The sequence below is a fragment of the Streptomyces sulfonofaciens genome, from assembly GCF_014656295.1.
Classification (GTDB): domain Bacteria; phylum Actinomycetota; class Actinomycetes; order Streptomycetales; family Streptomycetaceae; genus Streptomyces; species Streptomyces sulfonofaciens.
On record NZ_BNCD01000014.1, the window covers coordinates 66999 to 86544 of the forward strand.

Here is a 19546-nt window from a genome sequence, read left to right on the forward strand (position 1 = left end):
CAGCGAGACGGCCAAGTTCACACAGTGCCAACCCCGCTCAGGCAGCCCGCAGTTGGTGAGCCGCGGCGGAGTGTGCAACAGATCACGTGCTCACTATGCGGCCCGACACAAGCAATTCGCAACCAGCATTCTGATAATTTCATAACGATCCATGCGGGTACGTTTGTGCCAAGGGTGGCGTGGCACACTGCACGCTGTGAGGTCAGGAGCGGGAGGTAGCACGTGAGCGACGGCCGCTCCGGTGGCAGTGCCCCCACCGTTCTGCGGATGGTCCTGGGAAAACGCCTGCGTCAGTTGCGGGAGCAGGCAGGCGTCTCCTTCGACGAGGCCGCCGGGATCATCGATGTGACGCCGCTGACGGTCCGCCGTATGGAGAAGGCGGAGGTCGGCCTGCGCATCCCCTATGTGAGGGAACTGCTGGCCGCCTACGGCGTCGCCCCCGGTGAGATCGACGACTTCCTCGCGCTGGCCCGCAAGGCCAACGAGCCCGGCTGGTGGTACAAGTACCGCGATGTACTGCCCGACTGGTTCAGCGCCTACGTCAGCCTGGAGAGTGAGGCCACCGTCATCCGGGTGTACGAGCCCCACTACGTCCCGGGCCTGCTCCAGACTCATGACTACACCGCCGCGCTGATGCGCGTCGGCTTCCCCAACGAACCCCGTGAGGACATCGAGCGCCGGGTGGCCCTGCGCATGAGGCGGCAGGACCTGCTCGCCAAACCCGAGTCGCCGGCCCTGTGGGCCATCGTGGAGGAGACCGTGCTGCGCCGGCCGGTGGGCGGCGCCGAGGTGATGCGGGCCCAGATCGACCGGCTTGTCGAGGCCTGCGACCTGCCCAAGGTGCGCATCCAGGTGATGCGGCACTCGGCGGGCGCGCACCCCGGCGCCTTCGGGCCCTTCCACTACTTCCGGTTCGGGTTCTCCGAACTCCCGGACGTCGTCTACACGGAGAGCCTGGTCGGCGCCGTCTACGCCGACCAGCCCGCCGAGGTCGTCACCTACCTCGAAGTCCTGGACCGGATGACCGTCCAGGCGGAGCCTGTGTCCCGCACCCGGGAGATCCTGGCCGAACTGCGTAAGGAGTTGTGATCCATGGCATCCCAAGACCCCATCTACAGCGGTATGCCCGCCTCCGCACTCGGTGGTGAGGGCTGGCACAAGCCCTGGAGCGGGACCAACGGCGGCAGTTGTGTCGAGGCAAAGCGACTGCCGGACGGCAGCGTCGCACTCCGCCAGTCGACCGATCCGCACGGACCCGCACTGGTCTACTCCCGGCACGAGATCACCACCTTCCTGGCGGGCGTCAAGTCCGGCGCAGCCGACTTCCTGATCGCCTGACGGGCGCCCGATCCCCTGGCGGGCACGCGGGCCGCCCAGTGGATCGGTACGCCCGTCAGGCGGGACGCCCCGACCAGCCGACCGGCCCGCTGCCCGCCCGCACCCCGCCGGGCCCGCACCGCCCCGCGTCCGCCACTACGTCCGCACAACCGGACAACCGGACTGTGCCCTCCCGCCGCAGCGGGGCCCCGCCCACACTGGGCGTCGGGGCCGGCGCCGTTTCCGGATCCGAGCGAGCCGAGTTCCGAAGGGGAGTGGCATGGATGAACCTCCGCGAGGCCATGACCCGGTACCGGACCCTTGTCGTCGAGGGCCCTGAAGGGCTGAGCAGGACCGGGCTGCTCGGCGAACTCGGCCGCAACGGCTTCGTGATCAGGCACGCCTCCGGCGCCCTGCCGCACGTCGACCCCACCCAGCCGTTCCGTGAACTGCTGGCGGGCCCGGGGCGGATCGCCGTCGACGGCGGCATCATCCACGAGCTGGTCTACGGGCCCCTGCGGCACGGGCGCTCCCGGGTCACCTGGATCCAGGCCCTGGACTTCGCTGAGGCCGTCGCCGAACGGGACGGCGCCCTGCTGCACGTCGTCGAGCCCTGTACCGCGGACCCGTTCCTGCCCGTCGAGCCAGGCCGCCCCGCGGGCGGCACACGGGCCCTCGGCGCCGTCGGTGCCGCCGGCCTCGACGAGGCAGTGGACGAAGAGGCGGCCGACGCCGGGGCCGCCTTCGACCGTGCGTTCCGCACCCTGGAGCAGCACGCCCCCGTCGTGCGGGTGCACCCGATGGACCCGGCGGGACAGGTCCGGGCACCGGGCCCGGCCCGCCGCCGTGCCCAACGCGCCTGGCACGGCACACAGTTGACGGTAGGTTGAGACGAGACCGCAGCACGCAAGGCAGGAGACCTCCCATGGCAGAAGCCCGCCCGGCCGCACACCAGGATGCGATGTCCAAGATCGACACCTCGGTTCCCCACTCGGCCCGTATCTGGAACTACTGGATGGGCGGGAAGGACAACTACGAGGTCGACCGGGCCGCGGGCGACGCCTACCGCGAGACCGCCCCGAACATCGAGACCATGGCACGCGCCTCCCGCGCCTACCTGATCCGCACCGTCACCCATGTGGCCTCCGAGTGCGGCATCCGGCAGTTCCTGGACATCGGCACCGGCCTGCCGACGTACGACAACACCCACCAGGTCGCCCAGCGCGTCGCCCCCGAGTCCCGCATCGTCTACGTCGACAACGATCCGCTCGTCCTGCGGCACGCCCAGGCCCTGCTCACCAGCACCTCTGAGGGCGTCACCGACTACATCGACGCCGATCTGCACGAGCCCGAGGCGATCCTGGAGGCCGCGGGCCGCATCCTGGACTTCGGCAAGCCGGTGGCGCTGATGCTGATGGGCATCCTCGGCCACATCCAGGACTACGAGGAGGCCAAGTCGATCGTCCGCAGGCTGCAGGCCGCGCTGCCCGCCGGCAGCTACTTCGTGCACTACGACAGCACGGACACCGACGCCGCCCTCCAGGAGGCCCAGCAGGGGTACGACGACACCGGCGCCATCCCCTACGTGCTGCGCAGCCCCGATCAGGTCGCGGCCTACTACGAGGGCCTCGAACTGCTGGAGCCGGGTGTCGTCTCCTGCCCGCTGTGGCGCCCCGCGCCCGGCAGCACGCCGGAGCCGACCGACGTCTACGGGGGCGTGGCGCGCAAGCCGTGAGGGCCGGGCGGCCGGTCCCGGCACCCGAGGCCACGGCGCCCGGCAGCGCCTCCTGGCCCGTGTCCCTGCGCACCGGGACACGCCTCGCGCACCGGGTCGAGACCCCCGATCCGGGAAGCTTCGCGATCCGGGAAGCCCCCGCGGTCCCCGACACGCCCCACGGTCCGGGTCACGCCCCGCCGAAGCGGTGTCCACGTTCCCGACCGTGCCGCTCGGGCTCGGCGCGGGGCGCTGCCCCCTCGTTCCCGGGCCGGTCGCCGCGGCCGTCCTCCCGGCGGGCGGACCCGGCCGTGAGACGGTTGACCAGCCGGTAGGTGACGCGCGCGTCGCGGTAGTCCACGCCCGGTCGCACCGGCTCGTCCAGGTGCCGGCGGCTGCTCGTGGACTGCGACCTGCTGTCCGGCGGTCCGGTGAAGCGGACGTCCGTCCGCGGCCGGCGCAGGAAGTGCAGTCGCCTGCTGCGCACCGCCGCGGTGAACTCGATGTCCGGGGGGCCACCCGGGCGGGGCGTTCACGGCGGATGGTCCTCCGGCCGTCCCGACGCCTGCCGCCCGTGCGCCATTCGACGGGACGCGTCCTCCTTGCCGCGCACGGTGCGCCGGCCCCCGTCGCCCGGCGCCTTCCTGACCGTGCGGCCGGCGGGGGCCCGCGACGACTTCCTGCGAGGGGCACCTGACGCCTCCGAGGGGCCCGTGCGCCGTGCGGCTCCGCCGGCGTCCCCGCTCACCTCGCCGGCCTCCTCGCTCACCTCGCCGACGGCCTCGGAGGCCCGGCCCCCGACCTCCTCGGCGGTGTGCCGTGCGCCGGAACCGGCCTCCTCGGCGGCCCTCCCCGCGCCCCCGCCCACCTCACCGGCGGCCTCCCCCGCGCCCCTGCCGACGTCCCCGACGGCCTCACCGGCCCGGCCGCCCACGTCCTCGACCGTGCGGCCTGCGCTCTCGGCGACCCCCTCGACCGTGCGTCCCGCGCTCCCGCCGACGTCCTCCACGGCCCGGCCCGCGCTCCGGCCGAGGTTGCCGACCGCCTCGCCGGCGTGCTCACCGACGGCCCCCACCGCCGACCCCGCGCCCTGGCCCAGCTCGCCGACGGCGTCCCGTGCGCCGGAGCCGAGCTCCCGGGCCGCGGACCCGACGCCCGACGTGATCTGCTCCAGGATCTGCGGATTGCGGTCGATCGTGGTCAGTACCCGGCTGATGACGTCCGCGACGTTGTCGAGCCGCACCTTCAGCAGGGCCTGCGCCTCGACCCCCTTGATGTCCAGGTGGACCGCGCCCAGCGAGACGTCCGCGCCCACGTTGAGCCGCAGCAGGTCGAGCACCTCCGCCTGCAGCGAGACCCGGGCACGCAGCTCCTCCACGTCCAGGGCGATCTCGTCGACTTTCACCACCGGCACGTCGAGGTACACGTCCGGATCCCCGGACCGCTGCCGGGCCGGCAGCTCCTCGTCGGCGTACTCCTGGTAGTCGTCGGCGTACTCGTCGCCGTAGTCCTCACCGGTCTCACCGGCGTCATCGGTGTCGGTTCCGGCATCGCTGCCCCTGTCGGTGGCATCTTCTTCGTACGTCTCGTCGACGTCCTCGGCATCGTCCATGGCGGGCTGCCCATCATGTGACTTCTGGTGCCTTTCGTACTCCTCCCACCGTATCCGTGATCGCCGCCCACCGCCCCGCGGGCGCGTGCCCTCCCGTCCGCGCCCGGCCAAAAGCCTGCGGCCGGTGAGGGGGGCGGCAGGCGCACTGAACGGTGGAATCCACGTACTGAGCGGCAATGTCCACACGCCGGGTGGCACAGTCCCGCTCGGTCCCCGCCCGCCGCCGGCGGCTGCGGAGGGGGCCGCCAGCAGCGTCACGGCGGGCCGGGTGGTCCAGGCCGGGGCACGGCCGTGCACGGGCGCGCGTTCCCCCACTCAGAAGGAGCAGCCATATGACACCGAACAGACAGCACCGGCGACAGCGCGCCTGGGCGGTCCTCATACCGGTGCTCGCCGTGCCCGCGGCCCTGCTCGCGGTTCCGGCCGCGGCGACCACCGGAGCGCATCCACAGGCGGTGGCCGCCGGCTGGCCCACGCCGACCGGCCAGAAGAGCGTGAGCTCCACGGTCGCGGTCAGCGGCAGTCTGGACGGCAAGCTGGTCCGCTACGTCGGCAGCGGCGACCTCGGCGACGGAGGCCAGGACGAGGGCCAGGACCCGCTGTTCGAACTCGCCGACGGCGCCATGCTGCAGAACGTGGTCATCGGCTCGCCCGCCGCGGACGGCATCCACTGCCTGGGCACCTGCACGCTGAAGAACGTGTGGTGGGAGGACGTCGGCGAGGACGCCGCCACGTTCAAGGGGAAGTCGTCGTCGGGGACGATGACCATCGACGGCGGCGGCGCACGCAAGGCGGACGACAAGGTCTTCCAGCACAACGGCCCCGGCACCATGGTGATCCGCGACTTCCAGGTGCAGGACTTCGGCAAGCTGTACCGCTCGTGCGGCAACTGCAGCTCGCAGTACGCCCGGCACGTGCAGGTCCAGAACGTCACGGTCACCGCCCCCGGCAAGGCCATCGTCGGCATCAACACCAACTACGGCGACACGGCCCGGCTCTCCGGCATCACCGTCGTCGGTGACAGCAGCCACAAGATCGTTCCGTGTCTCAAGTACAGGGGCGTCACTGACGGCGAGCCGAGCGAGATCGGCAGCGGTCCGGACGGCACCAACTGCCTGTACAAGGACTCCGACATCAGCTACCGGTAGTTGAACGACGCGCAGGGGGCGGCCCGAGCCCGCGCGGGACCCCTGACGGGCGCGGCGCCCACGGACGGCCGGACCGTCCGCGGGCGCCGCGCCGCGTAGCGCCGCCGGTGGCCGCGCGGACGCCGCCCGGCCACCGGCCGTGCGCTAGGCGCGGGCCACCGTCCGCGGACTGTTGTACCCCTCGACGCGCAGCGCCGGGCGGTGGCCCGGGGCCAGGGCCGCGGCGGGCCACGACAGGGTGACCGTCCGGTCCTCGCCCGGCAGCAGCCACAGGTAGTTGTCGCTGTAGAGGGTGGGCAGGACGCGCTCGCCGCTCTTGTCGTCCAGCAGGGAGAGGCGGACCATCGCCGCGACGGCCGAGCCGCGGTTGCTGACCGTTGCGGTCAGCTCGTGGCGGGGGCCGGTGCGGACGAGGCGGCCGAGGGAGATCCCCGTCTTGACCTGGGCGGCCGAGTTCAGCGCCGTCATGGCCGCCGGGGTGCGGTAGCGCCAGTAGGTGTTCTGCGACAGCAGCCGGCCGCTGCTGTCCTCCATCGTCAGCCGCAGCAGGTGCAGATCGGGCAGGCCGTCCGTCCAGCCGGCGGTGAAGGCCGGCGCGGTGGCGGCGGACGCGACGTCGACCGTCTTGCTGAGCGTGCTGCCGAGCTGCCTGCCCGCCAGGTCGTGGACGCGGGCCCGTACCGTCGCGCCGCGCACCGCACGGCTGGTGTGGTTGACGGCGATGACCCGCCACTCCTGCGGATCGGCCTGGACGTGCAGGGGTTCGCAGGCGGTACGGGCTCCGTAGTACGTGCCGTTGACGTCGAAGTCGTAGTCGTAGGTCTGCCACACCGTGCTGTGCCACGCCGGGTGGGACATCCAGAGCATGAGGCCGCTGGCGTCGTCCCACAGGTGGGCGTTCCATGCCTCGAACATGGACCGGGTGTTCTCGAAGTTGACGAACTGCGCCTTGCGTGCGAAGTCGTCGAGGTTCCGGGCCGCTTCGAGACGTGTCTCGATCGCCGTCCGGTAGGTCTGGGGCGCCTGGTTGCCGTGCTCGCTCCAGTCGTGGTAGTACCACGCGCCGCCGATCGGCCACTCGGGCTCGTCACCGGCCATGCGGCGCATGCTCTCGGCGGTGGAGACGACGGGCATGCCGATCTCGGTGTGGAAGCCGAAGCTGTTGCTGCCGTAGGTCGAGGGATCGTAGTACTTCTCCGGCTCGACCCACCCGTAGGGTCCGCCGCCGTTGATGATGCCGCCGGCGGAGTTGTTCTGGTACAGGATGCCGGGCGCCTGGGACTGCACGGCGTCGCGCATGCCGTCGTCGATCGCGGCCGGCGGATTGCCCTCGTTGGCGCCGCACCACACGACGACGCTCGGGTGGATGCGGTAGCGCAGCACCGTGTCGCGGGCGATGGCGTTGTACGCGTCGTGGTCCGGCGGGTCCATGGCCCACGCGTTCGGGAAGTCGTTCCACACCAGGATGCCGTGCTCGTCGCAGGCGGCGAAGAACTCCTCCCGGTTGCTGGAGGCCACCCAGTTGCGGATCATCGTGAAGTTCATGTCCCGGTGCATGCGCACGGCCGCGTCCATGCGCTCGGCCGGCATCCTGCGCAGCAGTTCGTCCCAGCCCCAGTTGCCGCCGCGGGCGAGAACGCGCACCCCGTTCACGCTGATCTTCAGCGGGTCCGGTGCGTTGCTCACCGACTTCACGTCGGTCCAGGAGTCGCCGTCGTCGGAGACCTGGATGGTGTAGGTCTTCGGGTACGCGGCCTCCCAGACGATCGCCACCCTGTCGAAGGAGTGCGACGAGCCCAGATCCACCCGGATCCACTGGTTGTCGAGGTACTCCGAGGACCAGCGGGTGCCGGCCTTACCGTCGGTGGCGTTGACCGCGGGGTTCGAGGGGTCCTCGGTCGAGGCCGTGACGGGCTTGTGCAGCGCGAGGTCGGTGCCCGGGGTGGAGCTGTCCAGTACGGACAGGGACCAGAGCGAGTTGCCCCAACTGGTGTTGCGCAGCCCGCACGAGATCCGGACATAGCGGGCGGTCTGCGCCGCGAAGTCCTCGACCTGCAGGCTCGCGTCGCCCGTGTTGAACGGAAGCGGTGTCCCGGTGTTGTCGACCGACTTCACGTCCTGCCACGTCGAGCCGTCCGCGGAGACCTGCACGACGTACGTCTGGGCGTACGCCTGCTCCCACACCAGGTCGACCCTGTCGAAGGCCTGGGGCGAGCCGAGGTCCACCGCGATCCACTGGTCGTCCTCGTGCTCCGAGGCCCAGCGGGTGTTCGGATCGCCGTCGGTGGCGTTGCCGGGGCCGTGGTCGTCGTCCTCCTTCGTGGAGGCGGTGGCACTCGTGTGCAGGGCCAGGTCGACTCCCGGCCGGTTGCCGTCGAAGACCGACAGCGTCCACAGCGACGAGCCCCAGTCGGTCGCCCGGGTCAGGCATCTGATGCGCACGTGCTGTGCGTGCTGCGCACCGACGTCGACGGACTGGGTGTACGCGTCCGCGCTGCCGGTGAACGGCAGCGGCACCTTGTACTCGTAGCCGAACTGCCGGATGCCGAAGCGGTGGGTGCGCCGGTCGCTCTCCTTGCCGTCGACCGCGGCGGTCAGGGTGAGGTCGTGCAGATCGGGGCTGCCGAGGCCGTTGGGCCACCAGAGCCGGGGGTTGCGCAGCCGCAGCGCGTGGAAGGCGTCGGGCGCGAAGGTGACGTCCACGCTCCGGCCGGCCGGGACGGTGACCGTCTGCGACACGCGCACGCCCTCGAAGGCGGCCGACACGGTCGCGCTGTGGTCCGCGGTGTCGGCGTTGCGCACCGGTACGACGATGGTCAGCTCGGCGGTCGAGGTGTCCGGCAGGTCCGGAAGCACCGTGTCCACCCGGGGATCGCCCACCAGTACATGGCCGGTGGACCGCAGCCGCACGTGGTTCCAGATGCCGGAGACCCGGTCGCGTACGGCGGGCATCCAGTCCCAGCCGGAAGACGCCAGGTAGGTGGGCGAGTTGAGGTTCATCTGGCCGGCCCCGGCGTCCACCCACGACTCACCGGCAGGCCCCTTGTCGCCCGGCGACCCGGGGACGGGCATCGGTGTGATCTTCACCGCCAGCGCGTTGCCGCCGCCCGTGTCCAGTAGCTGCGTCACCTCGTGGGCCGAGCGCGCGAACGGATACGTCAGACCGCCGACGTGCCGGCCGTTCAGCCAGATGTCCGCCTGGTGGTTGACGCCGTCGAACTCCAGCCAGATGCGGCGTCCGGATCCGGTGGGCAGACCGCGGGGCACCTCGAAGTCGCGCTTGTACCACCAGGAGTGCCGGGACAGGGCCTCGGGAATGTGCAGGTTGTTCAGGCCGGTCACCGGATCGGGCAGGTGCCCCTGCTCGACCAGCGAGGCGAGGACGGTGCCGGGAACGGTCGCGGGCAGCCAGCCACTGGTGTCGACCGAGGTGCGGGACAGGTCCGCGCCCTCGCCGCCGGCCCAGTCGTCCATGGTCAGGGTCCAGCCCGACTCCAGCGGTACCGTGCCGTCGTCGGTGACCCGGAGCACGGGGGCCTCGTCGTGGTGGGTCCCCCAGTCGGTCCAGCCGGTGGCGGAGGGCCGGTGGCCCTGCGCGGTGCCGTAGACCTCGAAGCCGTTCAGACCGAGCGGGTTGGCACTGGACCGCTTGCGCGCGGTCATCCGCACCCACCGTGCGACGACCGGCTTGTCCAGGTGGATGTCCACCACACCTCCGGTCCCGGCGGTGGTGCGGTGGATGCTCGTCCACGAGTCCCGGTCGCGGGAGGTCTCGACCACGAAGTCGACCGCGTAACTCGACAGGATCTCCTGGCCGGTCGTGCCGTCCGACCAGTTTCCGGTGGCCGGTGGCACGAACACCGGGTCGTTCGGGTCGCCCTCGAACGTGAGGCGGACCGAGGTCACCTCGCAGTCCGACTGCAGGTCGACGGCGATCCACTGCGGATCACCGTCGGCGGCACGCCATCCCGTGCCCCGCACGCCCGGCGCGGTGATCCTGTCCACCGCGAACTCGCCCGGCGTGGGCGCGTAGGCCGTCGAGGACACCTCGATGGGACGGTAGGCGGCCAACTCGCCGTGCGGTGCCCCGGCGGAGGGTGCCTTCCCCGGCTCGGCGGCGGAACTCGTCCCCGGCAGCAGGGCGGAGAGGCTGAAGCCGGCGAGCAGCGTTGAGCCGGCGGCGACGACGGATCGTCGGGAGAGGCGGTTCGACTGATGTGCCATGACCGAGTGGTCCAATCCCAAGTAGAAGCCCAGAGGGACACGTGGCGCGGTGCCCGGTAAGGTTGCCATCGTTCTGACAACGTTGCCAAAGGCTGCAAGCTGCGGAAGGTGCTGTCAAGACTTGCGTCAATCTCCAACGGCTTGTCGTGCAATAACGTGATCTATCTCGTGTGTCGCACCCTCGGTGCGACGGCGGGTCGCGGGGAAGGTGCGGCGGCGGTCGGCCGGTGCCGATAGCGGCGGCGGGACGGGCGTCCGGGACCGCTCGGGGCGTGGGCGGTCCCGCTCCGGGTGCGCGGAGGCCGCCTTCGGGTGCGCGGAGGCCGCCTCAGGGGCGTGGAGTCGTGAAGGGGCCCGCCCTTTCGAGGGGGAACCCGTGAGGGGGCTCGCCGCCTTCGGGGTGGAGCGGTGCCGGCCCTCGGGCGGCCCTGGTCGCCGTTCAGGGAAGGCGGTGCCCTGCCCGCGCGTCGGCCGTCCTCGGCGGGCGGCGGGGTGAGGGGTGCGGGGGTCGTGCAGGGTGCGCGGGGATGCGCGTCAGGCCGTGGAAGCGGGACCGGGCGGCAGGTGGACGGTCATGACGAGGTCGCAGGGTCCGCTGCCCGCGCCCCGGTAGGTGTGCGGGACGTCGCCGTCGAAGGTGGCGGTCCGGCCGGCCTCGACGGTGTGTTCGGTGCCGTCGGCGACGAGGGTCATGCGGCCGGAGACGACCGTGAGCGTCTCCACGACCCCTGCCTGGTGGGGGTGGCTGGCGTACTCCTCGCCCGGTTCCAGCCGCCAGCGCCAGACCTCCACGGGAGCCGGGCCCGACGTGGTCAGCACGAGCCTGGCCGCACCGCCCCGCTCGCCGGTCCACAGCGGGGTGACGGTGCCGGCGTCCACGATCCGGACACGGCCCTCTGGCGGTCCCTGCATCAGGGCGGACACCGAGATCCCGAGGGTGTCGGCCAGCCGGACCAGGGTGGCGAGGTTGGGGTTGCCCTGCGCCTTCTCCAGGCTCACCAGGGCGCCCTTGCTGACCTGTGCGCGCCGGCCGAGCTCGTCCAGGGAGAGTCCGGCGCGGTTCCTGGCCTCACGTACGTTGTGCGCGACCGTCCGCAGGGCTGCCGCCGTCTCGGCCATCTGATCACCGTCCCCCTCGTCCTTGGACCGGTCAAATGTACCGTGCGGTCGGTACGGTGAACCGGGTCGGTCATTCTGTTGTACCGTGAAGTCGTTGCGTCGTTTGCGTCGTTGCTTCGTCGGTCGTTGCGTTTCGCGGCGTCGGTCCGTTCGTCTGTTCGCGGCGTCGTTTCGTTCATCCGAAGGGTGTGCCTCTCGTCCTGACGGCCCGGCGGCAGCGCCGCCGCCCGGGCCGCATCGGCGCCCGGACGCCCTGACCGCAACCGCTCGCACGCAGCCGCACGGCCCGCGTTCGCCACGCAGCGCACAGCCCGCAACCGCACACAGGAAACGGAAACCCCGACCATGACCGCCTTCCGTCTCGCCTCCGCCGTCGCAGACGCCTTCCCCGACACGCTCATCGCCCTGGTCACCGCCACCGGCCTGCGCGGCGGGGAACCCTGGCCCGCCACCGCCGCGGCACTCGCGGCCCTGGAACGGCAACTGGCCGACGGCACCTGGCAGCCCGCGGACGAGACGGACCCGCGCATCGCGGCGTGGCACACCGCATACCGCTCCTTCGGCACCAACCCCCGCCGCGTCCGCCCCAGCGTCGACGCGCTCGGCCGCCGCCTCGCCAAGAAGGGCGCGCTGCCCCGCATCAACCCGGCCGTCGACTCCTACAACGCCGTCTCCGTGCGGCACGGCCTGCCAGCCGGCGCCTTCGATCTCGACCACGTCACAGGCGACGTCGCCATCCGCCCCGCAGACGGCACCGAGTCCTTCACCCCGCTCGGCGAACCCGGCACCGTCGAGAACCCCAAGCCCGGCGAGATCGTGTACGCCGACACCACGGGCGTACTGACCCGCCACTGGAACCACCGCGACGCCCATCGCACCCGCGTCACCGAGGACTCCCGGCACGTCGCCTTCCTGCTCGAAACCCTCCAGGGCACCCGCGACGGCCACCTCCTCAAGGCCGCCGCGCACGAACTCCAGGAACTCCTCGCCCCGCACGCCGAACGGACCGCCGTGCACTACCTCGACCCCGCCCAGCCGCAGGCCGGGGCCTGAGACCGCGGGCCGGGGGAGCGGGCGCGCTCTCCGGTGGCGGGTGCGGCGCGGCCGGCGCGGGACGTGTACCGGGGGGTGCGCCGCTTCCTGGCGCCAGGGGTGCACGGGGGTGCGCCGCTTCCCGGCGCCGGTGACAGGATGGCCGCATCATGCCTCATGCACGGGCGGCCGACGGTGCCGCGCTCCACTACGAGATCCACGGCGCGGGCCGGCCCCTGGTCCTGCTGAGCGGACAGGCCAACGACCACCACTGGTGGGACGCGGTGCGCGACGCCTTCGCGGGCGAGTTCGCGACCGTCGTCCTCGACTACCGCGGCACCGGCGCCAGCGACCGGCCGGACACGGACACCTACAGCACACCCGGGTTCGCCCGCGACGTGCTGGCGGTGCTCGACCATGCAGGGATCGACCGCGCCCACGTCTACGGCACGTCCATGGGCGGGCGGGTGGCGCAGTGGATCGCCGCGGACCACCCCGAGCGCGTCGACCGGCTGGTGCTCGGCTGCACCTCGCCCGGTGCCCCGCACGGCGTCGAACGCGGACCGGAGATACGGCGCGCCCTGGCCCAGCCCGACCCGGCGGCCGCGCGGCGCACCCTCCTTGAACTCATGTACACGCCCGGCTGGCTCAGCACCCACCGGGGACCGTTCCACACCCTCGGCGACCCGACGATGCCGGGCCACGCCCGCCGCGGTCATCTGCGCGCCAGCGCACGGCACGACGCATGGCAGGCCCTGCCGCGCATCACGGCACCGACACTCGTCGTGCACGGCACCGAGGACGCGTTCAACCCCACGGCCAACGCCCCCCTGATCGCCGCCCGCATCCCCGGCGCACGCCTGCACCTCGTCCCCGGTGCGCGGCACGCCTACTTCGAGGAGTTCGCCGCCCTCGCCACGCCGCCGGTGCTCGACTTCCTGGCGGCACGCGGGTAGCGGGGGCCAGGCGTGCAGCGGCGCCGGCCGCCTCACGGCGCCGGCCGCGGTCGGTGGCGCGGTCGCCGCCGGCCACCGGTTACGCTCGGGGCCGAACGGCCCGGCCGCGCGGCGGCCAGGGACGACGGCAGAGAGGACCGGTGGATGACCGGGACGGTGGCGGCGGTCAGCAGCAACGCGACGTACTCGTTCACCAAGCCGACCAGGGACGGCATCACCCTCCTCGCGGGACTGGGCGTGGCAGGCGACGTGCACGCCGGGGTGACCGTCAGGCACCGCTCGCGTGTGGCGCAGGACCCGACCCTGCCGAACCTCCGCCAGGTCCATCTGATCCACGAAGAGCTCTTCGCCGAGGTCGCCGGAGCCGGGTTCACGGTCGCTCCCGGAGAACTGGGCGAGAACGTCACCACCCGCGGCATCGACCTGCTGGGCCTGCCGGCCGGGACGCTGCTCGGCCTCGGCCCCGACGCGGTGGTGGAGGTGACCGGGCTGCGCAACCCCTGTGCGCAGATCGACCGCTTCCAGGACGGGCTGCTGAAACAGGTCGTCGGCCGTGACGAGTCGGGGGCCGTGGTGCGCAAGGCCGGGATCATGGGCGTCGTGCGGATGGGCGGCATGGTGCGACCGGGCGATGCGATCACGGTACGGCTGCCCGAACCGCCGCACCGGCCGCTGGAGCGGGTCTGACGGCTGGGGGAAAGCCCACGCGGCGTCGGTGATGCCCGGTCACTCGGGGGCGGGGGCCGCGACCGGACGAGCCACCGCCGGGGCGGGGGCGGCACCCGCGACCGGAGCCGCATGCCCGACTCGGCGGGCGCCCGCCCTCGACGGGCGTACGTGTCTCGGCGTACGTGCGCCTCTCGGCGGGCGTGCGTGTCTCGGCGGGCGTGTGTGTCTCGGCGGCCGTGTGCGTCTCGGAGGGCCGGAGGGTGCCTGCGTCACGGCGGGCGCCTGCGGCCAGGCGCGCGTAGCGCGTCGTGCGCGGCGTGTGCGGGGCCCGGATCGGCGGGTCCGGCGGCCCGGCCCGGCGCAGGGCCGGACCCTCGTCCGCGGTGCCCGTCCCCGCGCGGCCCGATCAGGGCAGGATCGCGTCGACGTAGCCGCCGTCCACCCGCAGCGCTCCGCCCGTCGTCGCCGACGCCTGGTCCGAGCTGAGGTAGACCACCATGTTCGCGATCTCCTCCGGCTCGATCAGCCGCTGGATCAGGGACTGCGGACGGTGCTCGCGCATGAACGCGCGCTGGGCCTCGTCCCAGGACAGGTCGCGGTCGACGAGTTCGTAGACGAAGTCCTCCACGCCGCCGGTGTGGGTGGGCCCGGCGATCACCGAGTTCACCGTCACACCGGTGCCCGCAGCCTCCTTGGCGAAGCCCCGGCTCACCGCGAGCAGGGCCGACTTGGACATGCCGTACTGGATCATCTCCTTGGGGATCACCACGGCGGAGTCGCTGGCGATGTACTGGACGCGCCCCCAGCCCCGCTCCACCATGCCGGGCAGCAGGGCCCTGGTGAGCCGCACGCCCGCCAGCACGTTGACCTCGAAGTAGCGCCGCCACTCCTCGTCGGTGATCTCCAGCGCGGGCCGGGAGCCGAAGATGCCGAGGTTGTTGATGAGGATGTCCACCCGCGGCAGCAGCTCCTTCACCTGCTCGGCCCCCTCCTCGGTGCTCACGTCCGCGGGCACGGCGACGAAGTCCGCACCGGGCACGACCGAGAACAGGTGCGCCACCGCCCCGGCCACCCCCTCCTGGGTCCTGCCGTTGACGCCGACCCGGGCCCCCGCACGGGCGAGACCAGCCGCGATGGCCGCCCCGATGCCCTGTGTCGAGCCGGTGACCAGCGCCGTCCGCCCGGAGAGATTGATCTGCATCAGGACACTTCCTCACGTCTGCGACCGCTTGCCTGCCTGCTCCTACCCGATCTTGGTCAAGTATGAGCAGAAACCCGGACCTCCCGCACTGTCAACTTCGGGTTGACGACATCTCGGATGTCAACCTAGGGTTGCCTTATGGAGAAACCCGCGCCCATCGCGACACCCGTCCGGCTCGACGACCTCATCGACGCCATCAAGAAGGTCCACACCGAGGCCCTCGACCAGTTGTCCGACGCCGTCCTCGCCGCCGAGCACCTGGGCGAGCTGGCGGACCACCTCATCGGCCACTTCGTGGACCAGGCGCGCCGTTCGGGCGCCTCGTGGACCGACATCGGCAAGAGCATGGGGGTCACCCGGCAGGCCGCCCAGAAGCGGTTCGTGCCCAAGGACCCCAAGGACCCTTCCGAACTCGACCCGAGCCAGGGCTTCGGCAGGTTCACGCCGCGTGCCCGCAACGTGGTGGTGACGGCGCAGAACGAGGCCCGCAACGCCAACAACGACAGGATCACGTCCGCCCATCTCGTCCTGGGGCTGCTCAGCGAGCCGGAGGGGCTCGCCGCCAAGGCGATCACCGCGCAGGGGGTGACGCTGGACGCCGTCCGGCAGGCGGCCACGGCGGCACTGCCGCCGGCGGCCGAGCAGATGCCCGCACTCGTCCCCTTCGACGCGGTCGCACGCAAGGCCCTGGAACTGACGTTCCGCGAGGCCCTGCGGCTAGGTCACAACTACATCGGCACGGAGCACATCCTGCTCGCCCTCCTGGAGGGCGAGGACGGCGACGGAATGCTCAGCGGGCTCGGCGTCGGCAAGGACGCGGCCGAACGGTCCGTCACCGCCGCCCTGGCCGCGATCGTCGCCCGGCGCGCCGAGCAGGGGGAGGACACCGGCGAGGGGACGGACGCCTGACGGCACGTCCCCTGGCGGACGCCCGAGCACCCGTCCGCCGGGGGCCCGCGAACGACCGGCGGCCGCCACCCGGGCTCCGGTGCGCGCCCGCCGCACCGGAGCCCCAGGGCGCGCCCGGCAGGACGGTTCCGCCGTGCCGTACGTCCGCACGGCCCGCGGCCCCCGTCCCGCGCCACGCCGCACACCCTCGCCCCCGGCCCAACCGGCCGACCGGCCCAACCCGTCTCGCCTGTCCCACTCGCACCGGTGGCCTGGCACTCCCGCACTCCCGGCACCTCCCGCCGCCCCTGGCGCTCCGGGCGCCGCGCACAGGCCCACCGCCGCTGCCCCGTCCCGCGCCGCCCGGCCACGCCGAAAGGCGTGTGCCCGCGGTCCGCCGCCCGCAGCCGCACCGCTGCCCTGCCGGGGCCGTGCCCCCGCTCCCGTCCCCGCCCCATAGGCCGCGGGCCGCCCCCGGAAGGGCTGCGGGCATCGGCATCCCTGGCGTTCGCCGCCCGCAGCACCGTTGCGGCGGCAGCCGGCACGACAGCCGGCCCACGCGTCGCGGCCGGGCCGCCACGCGTCCCGTCCGGGCGGCCCACGGGACCCGGTGAGCGGCCCACGGCAGGGGGGACGGCCTGGGCCCCGTCCGGGTCAAAAGGCCGGTATCCGCACGCCGCCGAGCCCTGGGAACGCACGGCCGACGGGCCGTCCACCGCACTCGACGGGGCGCCGACCGCACTCGACGGGACCCGGCTGCAACGCCTCGAACTGCCCCCGTACGGTGTCCGGGTGACCGCTCTCCTCCCCTGAAGCGTGCCGTTTCGACCCGACCGACCCGGCCGCCCGTCGCGCGTGCCGGCCGCACTCTCCGAACAGGAGCCGCCCGCCATGAAGATCCGCTCGGCCGACGTCATCGTGACCAGTCCGGGACGCAACTTCGTCACCCTGCGCATCACCACCGACGACGGCCTCACCGGGCTGGGGGACGCCACCCTCAACGGCCGCGAACTCGCCGTCGCCAGCTATCTGCGCGACCACGTCGCGCCGCTGCTGATCGAACGGGACGCGACCCGGATCGAGGACACCTGGCAGTACCTCTACCGCGGGGCGTACTGGCGGCGCGGCCCGGTCACCATGGCGGCCGTCGCCGCCGTCGACACCGCCCTGTGGGACATCAAGGCCAAGGCCGCGGGGATGCCGCTGTACCAGTTGCTCGGCGGCGCCAGCCGCATCGGCGCCCTCGCGTACGGGCACGCCTCGGGGCGCGACCTGCCGGAGCTGATGGACTCGGTGCGCGCCCACCTCGCGCAGGGCTACCGCGCCATCCGCATCCAGACCGGCATCCCCGGCCTCGACTCGGTGTACGGCGTGGCCGCGTCCTCCGCGGCGGCCGGCGACCGCTACGACTACGAGCCCGCCAGACGCTCCGCCGACACCCGGGCCCTGCCCGTCGAGGAGACCTGGGACACCCGCGCCTACCTGCGCCACGTCCCGACCGTCTTCGAGGCGGTGCGTGCGGAGTTCGGCCCCGAGCTGCCACTGCTGCACGACGGCCACCACCGGATGACCCCCATCCAGGCCGCGAGGCTCGGCAAGGCACTGGAGCCCTACGACCTGTTCTGGCTGGAGGACGCCACACCCGGCGAGGACCAGGCGGCCCTGCGGCTCATCCGCCAGCACACCACGACCCCCCTCGCCATCGGCGAGGTCTTCAACTCCGTGTACGACTACACCACGCTGCTCAGCGAGCGGTTGATCGACTACGTGCGCTCCGCGGTCACCCACACCGGCGGGGTGACCGCCCTGCGCAAACTCCTCGACCACGCCGCCGTGTACGGCATCAGGTCCGGCCTGCACGGCCCCACGGACATCTCGCCGGTCGGCATGGCCGCCGCCCTCCACCTGGACCTGGCCGTGCACAACTTCGGCATCCAGGAGTTCATGCAGCACTCCGCCAGGACCCTGGAGGTCTTCCGCACCTCCTACACCTTCACCGACGGCCTCCTGCACCCGTCCGACACCCCGGGCCTCGGCGTCGAGCTCGACGACGAGGCCGCGGCCGCCTTCCCGTACGAGCCGGCGTACCTGCCCGTGAACCGGCTCCAGGACGGAACGGTGCACGACTGGTGACGAACGACTGCTGCAACGGCACGGGCAGGGGGTCATGGTGAGGCAGTTCCCGAAGCAGCCGGAGAGGCCGGCCGTGCGTACGCCGCGCGCGGACCACGGGAGCCGGGTGGCTGCCCTCGGCACCCAGCCGGTCGGACGACTGCTGCTGACCTCCAGCACCCAGACGACCCTGTCCGTCGCGACCTACGGCATCTACGCACTGACGAACGCCTGGTTCGTCTCCCGCGGCGTCGGGCCGCTGGCGCTGGTGGGCGTGAACGTCGTCTCGCCCGTCCTGCTGGTACTCGGCGCCGTCTCCACGACGGTCGGCGTCGGCGGCGCCTCGATGGTCTCCCGAAGCCTTGGCACCGGGGACCTGCGGCGGGCCGCACGGGCGGCCGGCAACGCCTTCCTGGCCTACTGGACCGTCGCCATCGTCTTCAGCGTGCTCGGCGTGCTCCTGCTCGACCCGCTCCTCACGCTGCTGGGTGCGGCGGGCCGGGTGCGGGGCTACGCGCACGACTACGCGCTGATCCTCTTCGCCGGGGCGATCACCGCCACCGGCTTCTCCAGCCTGGTGCGCGCCGAGGGGCGGCTGCGGTTCTCGACCGTGCTCTGGATGGTGCCCGTGGTCTGCCAGATCGTGCTCGACCCACTGCTGATCTTCGGTCTCGGCCTGGGCGTGCGGGGCGCCGCGCTCGGCACGGTCGGCGGGCAGGCGGTCTCCATGGGCCTGAGCCTGTGGTTCTTCTTCGTCCAGCGCGACCGCCCCTACCGCATCACCCTCGCCGATCTGCGGCCCCACGGGCCGACGCTGCGGGAGCTGGTGGCCCTGGGCTCGCCCTCCTTCCTCAGCGGCTTCGGCAACAGCCTGGTCCTGAGCCTCGTCAACAACCGCCTGGCGGGCCTCGGCGGCCCCGCGGCCATGAGCGCGTACGCCACGTGCAGCCGGATCGGCACCTTCGTCCTCATGCCCCAACTCGGTATCTCCCAGGGCATGCAACCACTGATCGGATACAACGTCGGCCGCGGCCTGACCGCTCGCGCCGACCGCATCAGGACCCTCGCGCTGCGCGCCACCACCGTCTACGGCACGGCCGCCTGCCTGGTCCTGCTCATCGCGGCCGGTCCGCTGGCAGCGTCCTTCACCGACGACCCGCAGGTACGGCGGGCGACGGTCGAGGCCATGCGGATCATCGCCCTCAGCTACCCCCTCACCGGTGTCACCTCGCTCCTGTCGGCCTACTTCCAGGCCACGGGACGGGCACGTCCGTCGTACCTGATCTCCGTCGGGTCGATCATGGGGATACGGCTGCCCCTGCTGTTCGTCCTCAGCCTGTTCGGGACGCTGTGGCTGTGGATCGGCTTTCCGGCGGCCGAACTCGTGGCGGCGACGGTCGCGCTGCTGGTGCTGCGCCGCGGGCGCCCCAGCGGCCCGCACCCGCGCGGCGCGCCCTGAGCGGGCACGGACGCCGGAGGTGTCCCGGGGCCCCGCCGCGCTCTGCCTGGCGGGGCCCCACCGGGCGCTCGGTCCGGCCCGGCGGTGGCGCGGCG

16 protein-coding genes are annotated in these 19546 nt (G+C 72.6%); 11 read left to right on the forward strand and 5 right to left on the reverse strand.

Annotation, left to right across the window (positions count from 1 at the left end; genetic code table 11):
* The first annotated feature begins 222 nt into the window (after positions 1–222).
* From IE313_RS22225 to IE313_RS22240, 4 genes are all read left to right on the forward strand, one after another.
* Entirely contained in the window at positions 223–1089 is an 867-nt protein-coding gene (locus IE313_RS22225; RefSeq protein ID WP_506005233.1) for a helix-turn-helix domain-containing protein, read from the forward strand.
* 3 nt (positions 1090–1092) lie between these two features.
* A complete protein-coding gene (locus IE313_RS22230; RefSeq protein ID WP_189934972.1) occupies positions 1093–1338 on the forward strand; it encodes a DUF397 domain-containing protein in 246 nt (81 codons plus the stop codon).
* A 263-nt stretch (positions 1339–1601) separates the two neighbouring features.
* Positions 1602–2207, forward strand: coding sequence for a hypothetical protein (locus IE313_RS22235; protein ID WP_189934973.1), 606 nt, complete (start codon positions 1602–1604; stop codon positions 2205–2207).
* 35 nt (positions 2208–2242) lie between these two features.
* Positions 2243–3052 carry an SAM-dependent methyltransferase gene (locus IE313_RS22240; protein WP_189934975.1) on the forward strand — a complete coding sequence of 270 codons (810 nt, stop codon included), beginning with the start codon at positions 2243–2245 and terminating at the stop codon, positions 3050–3052.
* 169 nt (positions 3053–3221) lie between these two features.
* Here the strand turns inward: IE313_RS22240 and IE313_RS22245 are convergent, their stop codons facing one another.
* On the reverse strand, positions 3222–3518 hold the full coding sequence (locus IE313_RS22245; protein WP_189934977.1) for a hypothetical protein: 297 nt from the start codon (positions 3516–3518) through the stop codon (positions 3222–3224).
* Positions 3519–3563: 45 nt separating this feature from the next.
* Positions 3564–4643, reverse strand: coding sequence for a hypothetical protein (locus tag IE313_RS22250; protein ID WP_229924853.1), 1080 nt, complete (start codon positions 4641–4643; stop codon positions 3564–3566).
* Positions 4644–4975: 332 nt separating this feature from the next.
* Here IE313_RS22250 and IE313_RS22255 point away from each other — a divergent pair, with 332 nt between their 5' ends.
* The gene (locus IE313_RS22255; RefSeq protein ID WP_189934979.1) at positions 4976–5791 is read left to right on the forward strand and encodes a pectate lyase; all 816 of its coding nucleotides are present in this window, start codon (positions 4976–4978) and stop codon (positions 5789–5791) included.
* A 144-nt stretch (positions 5792–5935) separates the two neighbouring features.
* Here IE313_RS22255 and IE313_RS22260 read toward each other — a convergent pair whose 3' ends face one another.
* Together IE313_RS22260 and IE313_RS22265 are read right to left on the reverse strand one after the other, a co-directional pair.
* Complete coding sequence (locus IE313_RS22260; RefSeq protein ID WP_189934981.1) at positions 5936–10015, reverse strand: discoidin domain-containing protein; 4080 nt, start codon at positions 10013–10015, stop codon at positions 5936–5938.
* Between the two features lie 534 nt (positions 10016–10549).
* Positions 10550–11134, reverse strand: coding sequence for a helix-turn-helix domain-containing protein (locus tag IE313_RS22265; protein WP_189934983.1), 585 nt, complete (start codon positions 11132–11134; stop codon positions 10550–10552).
* Positions 11135–11479: 345 nt separating this feature from the next.
* On the opposite strand from IE313_RS22265, the gene IE313_RS22270 reads away from it, so the two are divergent.
* From IE313_RS22270 to IE313_RS22280, 3 genes are all read left to right on the forward strand, one after another.
* Entirely contained in the window at positions 11480–12187 is a 708-nt protein-coding gene (locus IE313_RS22270; RefSeq protein ID WP_189934985.1) for a B3/B4 domain-containing protein, read from the forward strand.
* 149 nt (positions 12188–12336) lie between these two features.
* Positions 12337–13122: an alpha/beta fold hydrolase gene (locus IE313_RS22275; protein WP_189934987.1), complete on the forward strand. Its 786-nt coding sequence runs from the start codon at positions 12337–12339 to the stop codon at positions 13120–13122.
* Positions 13123–13266: 144 nt separating this feature from the next.
* Positions 13267–13809, forward strand: a complete 543-nt coding sequence (locus IE313_RS22280) for an MOSC domain-containing protein (RefSeq protein ID WP_189934989.1) — start codon at positions 13267–13269, stop codon at positions 13807–13809.
* A 388-nt stretch (positions 13810–14197) separates the two neighbouring features.
* Here IE313_RS22280 and IE313_RS22285 read toward each other — a convergent pair whose 3' ends face one another.
* Positions 14198–14992 (reverse strand): SDR family NAD(P)-dependent oxidoreductase, encoded by a 795-nt coding sequence (locus IE313_RS22285; RefSeq protein ID WP_189934991.1) that lies wholly within the window; start codon positions 14990–14992, stop codon positions 14198–14200.
* Positions 14993–15130: 138 nt separating this feature from the next.
* On the opposite strand from IE313_RS22285, the gene IE313_RS22290 reads away from it, so the two are divergent.
* The 3 genes from IE313_RS22290 to IE313_RS22300 all read left to right on the forward strand — a co-directional run bounded on the left by IE313_RS22290 (position 15131) and on the right by IE313_RS22300 (position 19451).
* Positions 15131–15901 carry a Clp protease N-terminal domain-containing protein gene (locus IE313_RS22290; RefSeq protein ID WP_189934993.1) on the forward strand — a complete coding sequence of 257 codons (771 nt, stop codon included), beginning with the start codon at positions 15131–15133 and terminating at the stop codon, positions 15899–15901.
* Between the two features lie 870 nt (positions 15902–16771).
* Entirely contained in the window at positions 16772–18013 is a 1242-nt protein-coding gene (manD, locus tag IE313_RS22295) for a D-mannonate dehydratase ManD (RefSeq protein WP_189934995.1), read from the forward strand.
* A gap of 106 nt (positions 18014–18119) precedes the next feature.
* Positions 18120–19451 carry an MATE family efflux transporter gene (locus tag IE313_RS22300; RefSeq protein ID WP_229924854.1) on the forward strand — a complete coding sequence of 444 codons (1332 nt, stop codon included), beginning with the start codon at positions 18120–18122 and terminating at the stop codon, positions 19449–19451.
* The last annotated feature ends 95 nt before the right edge of the window (positions 19452–19546 follow it).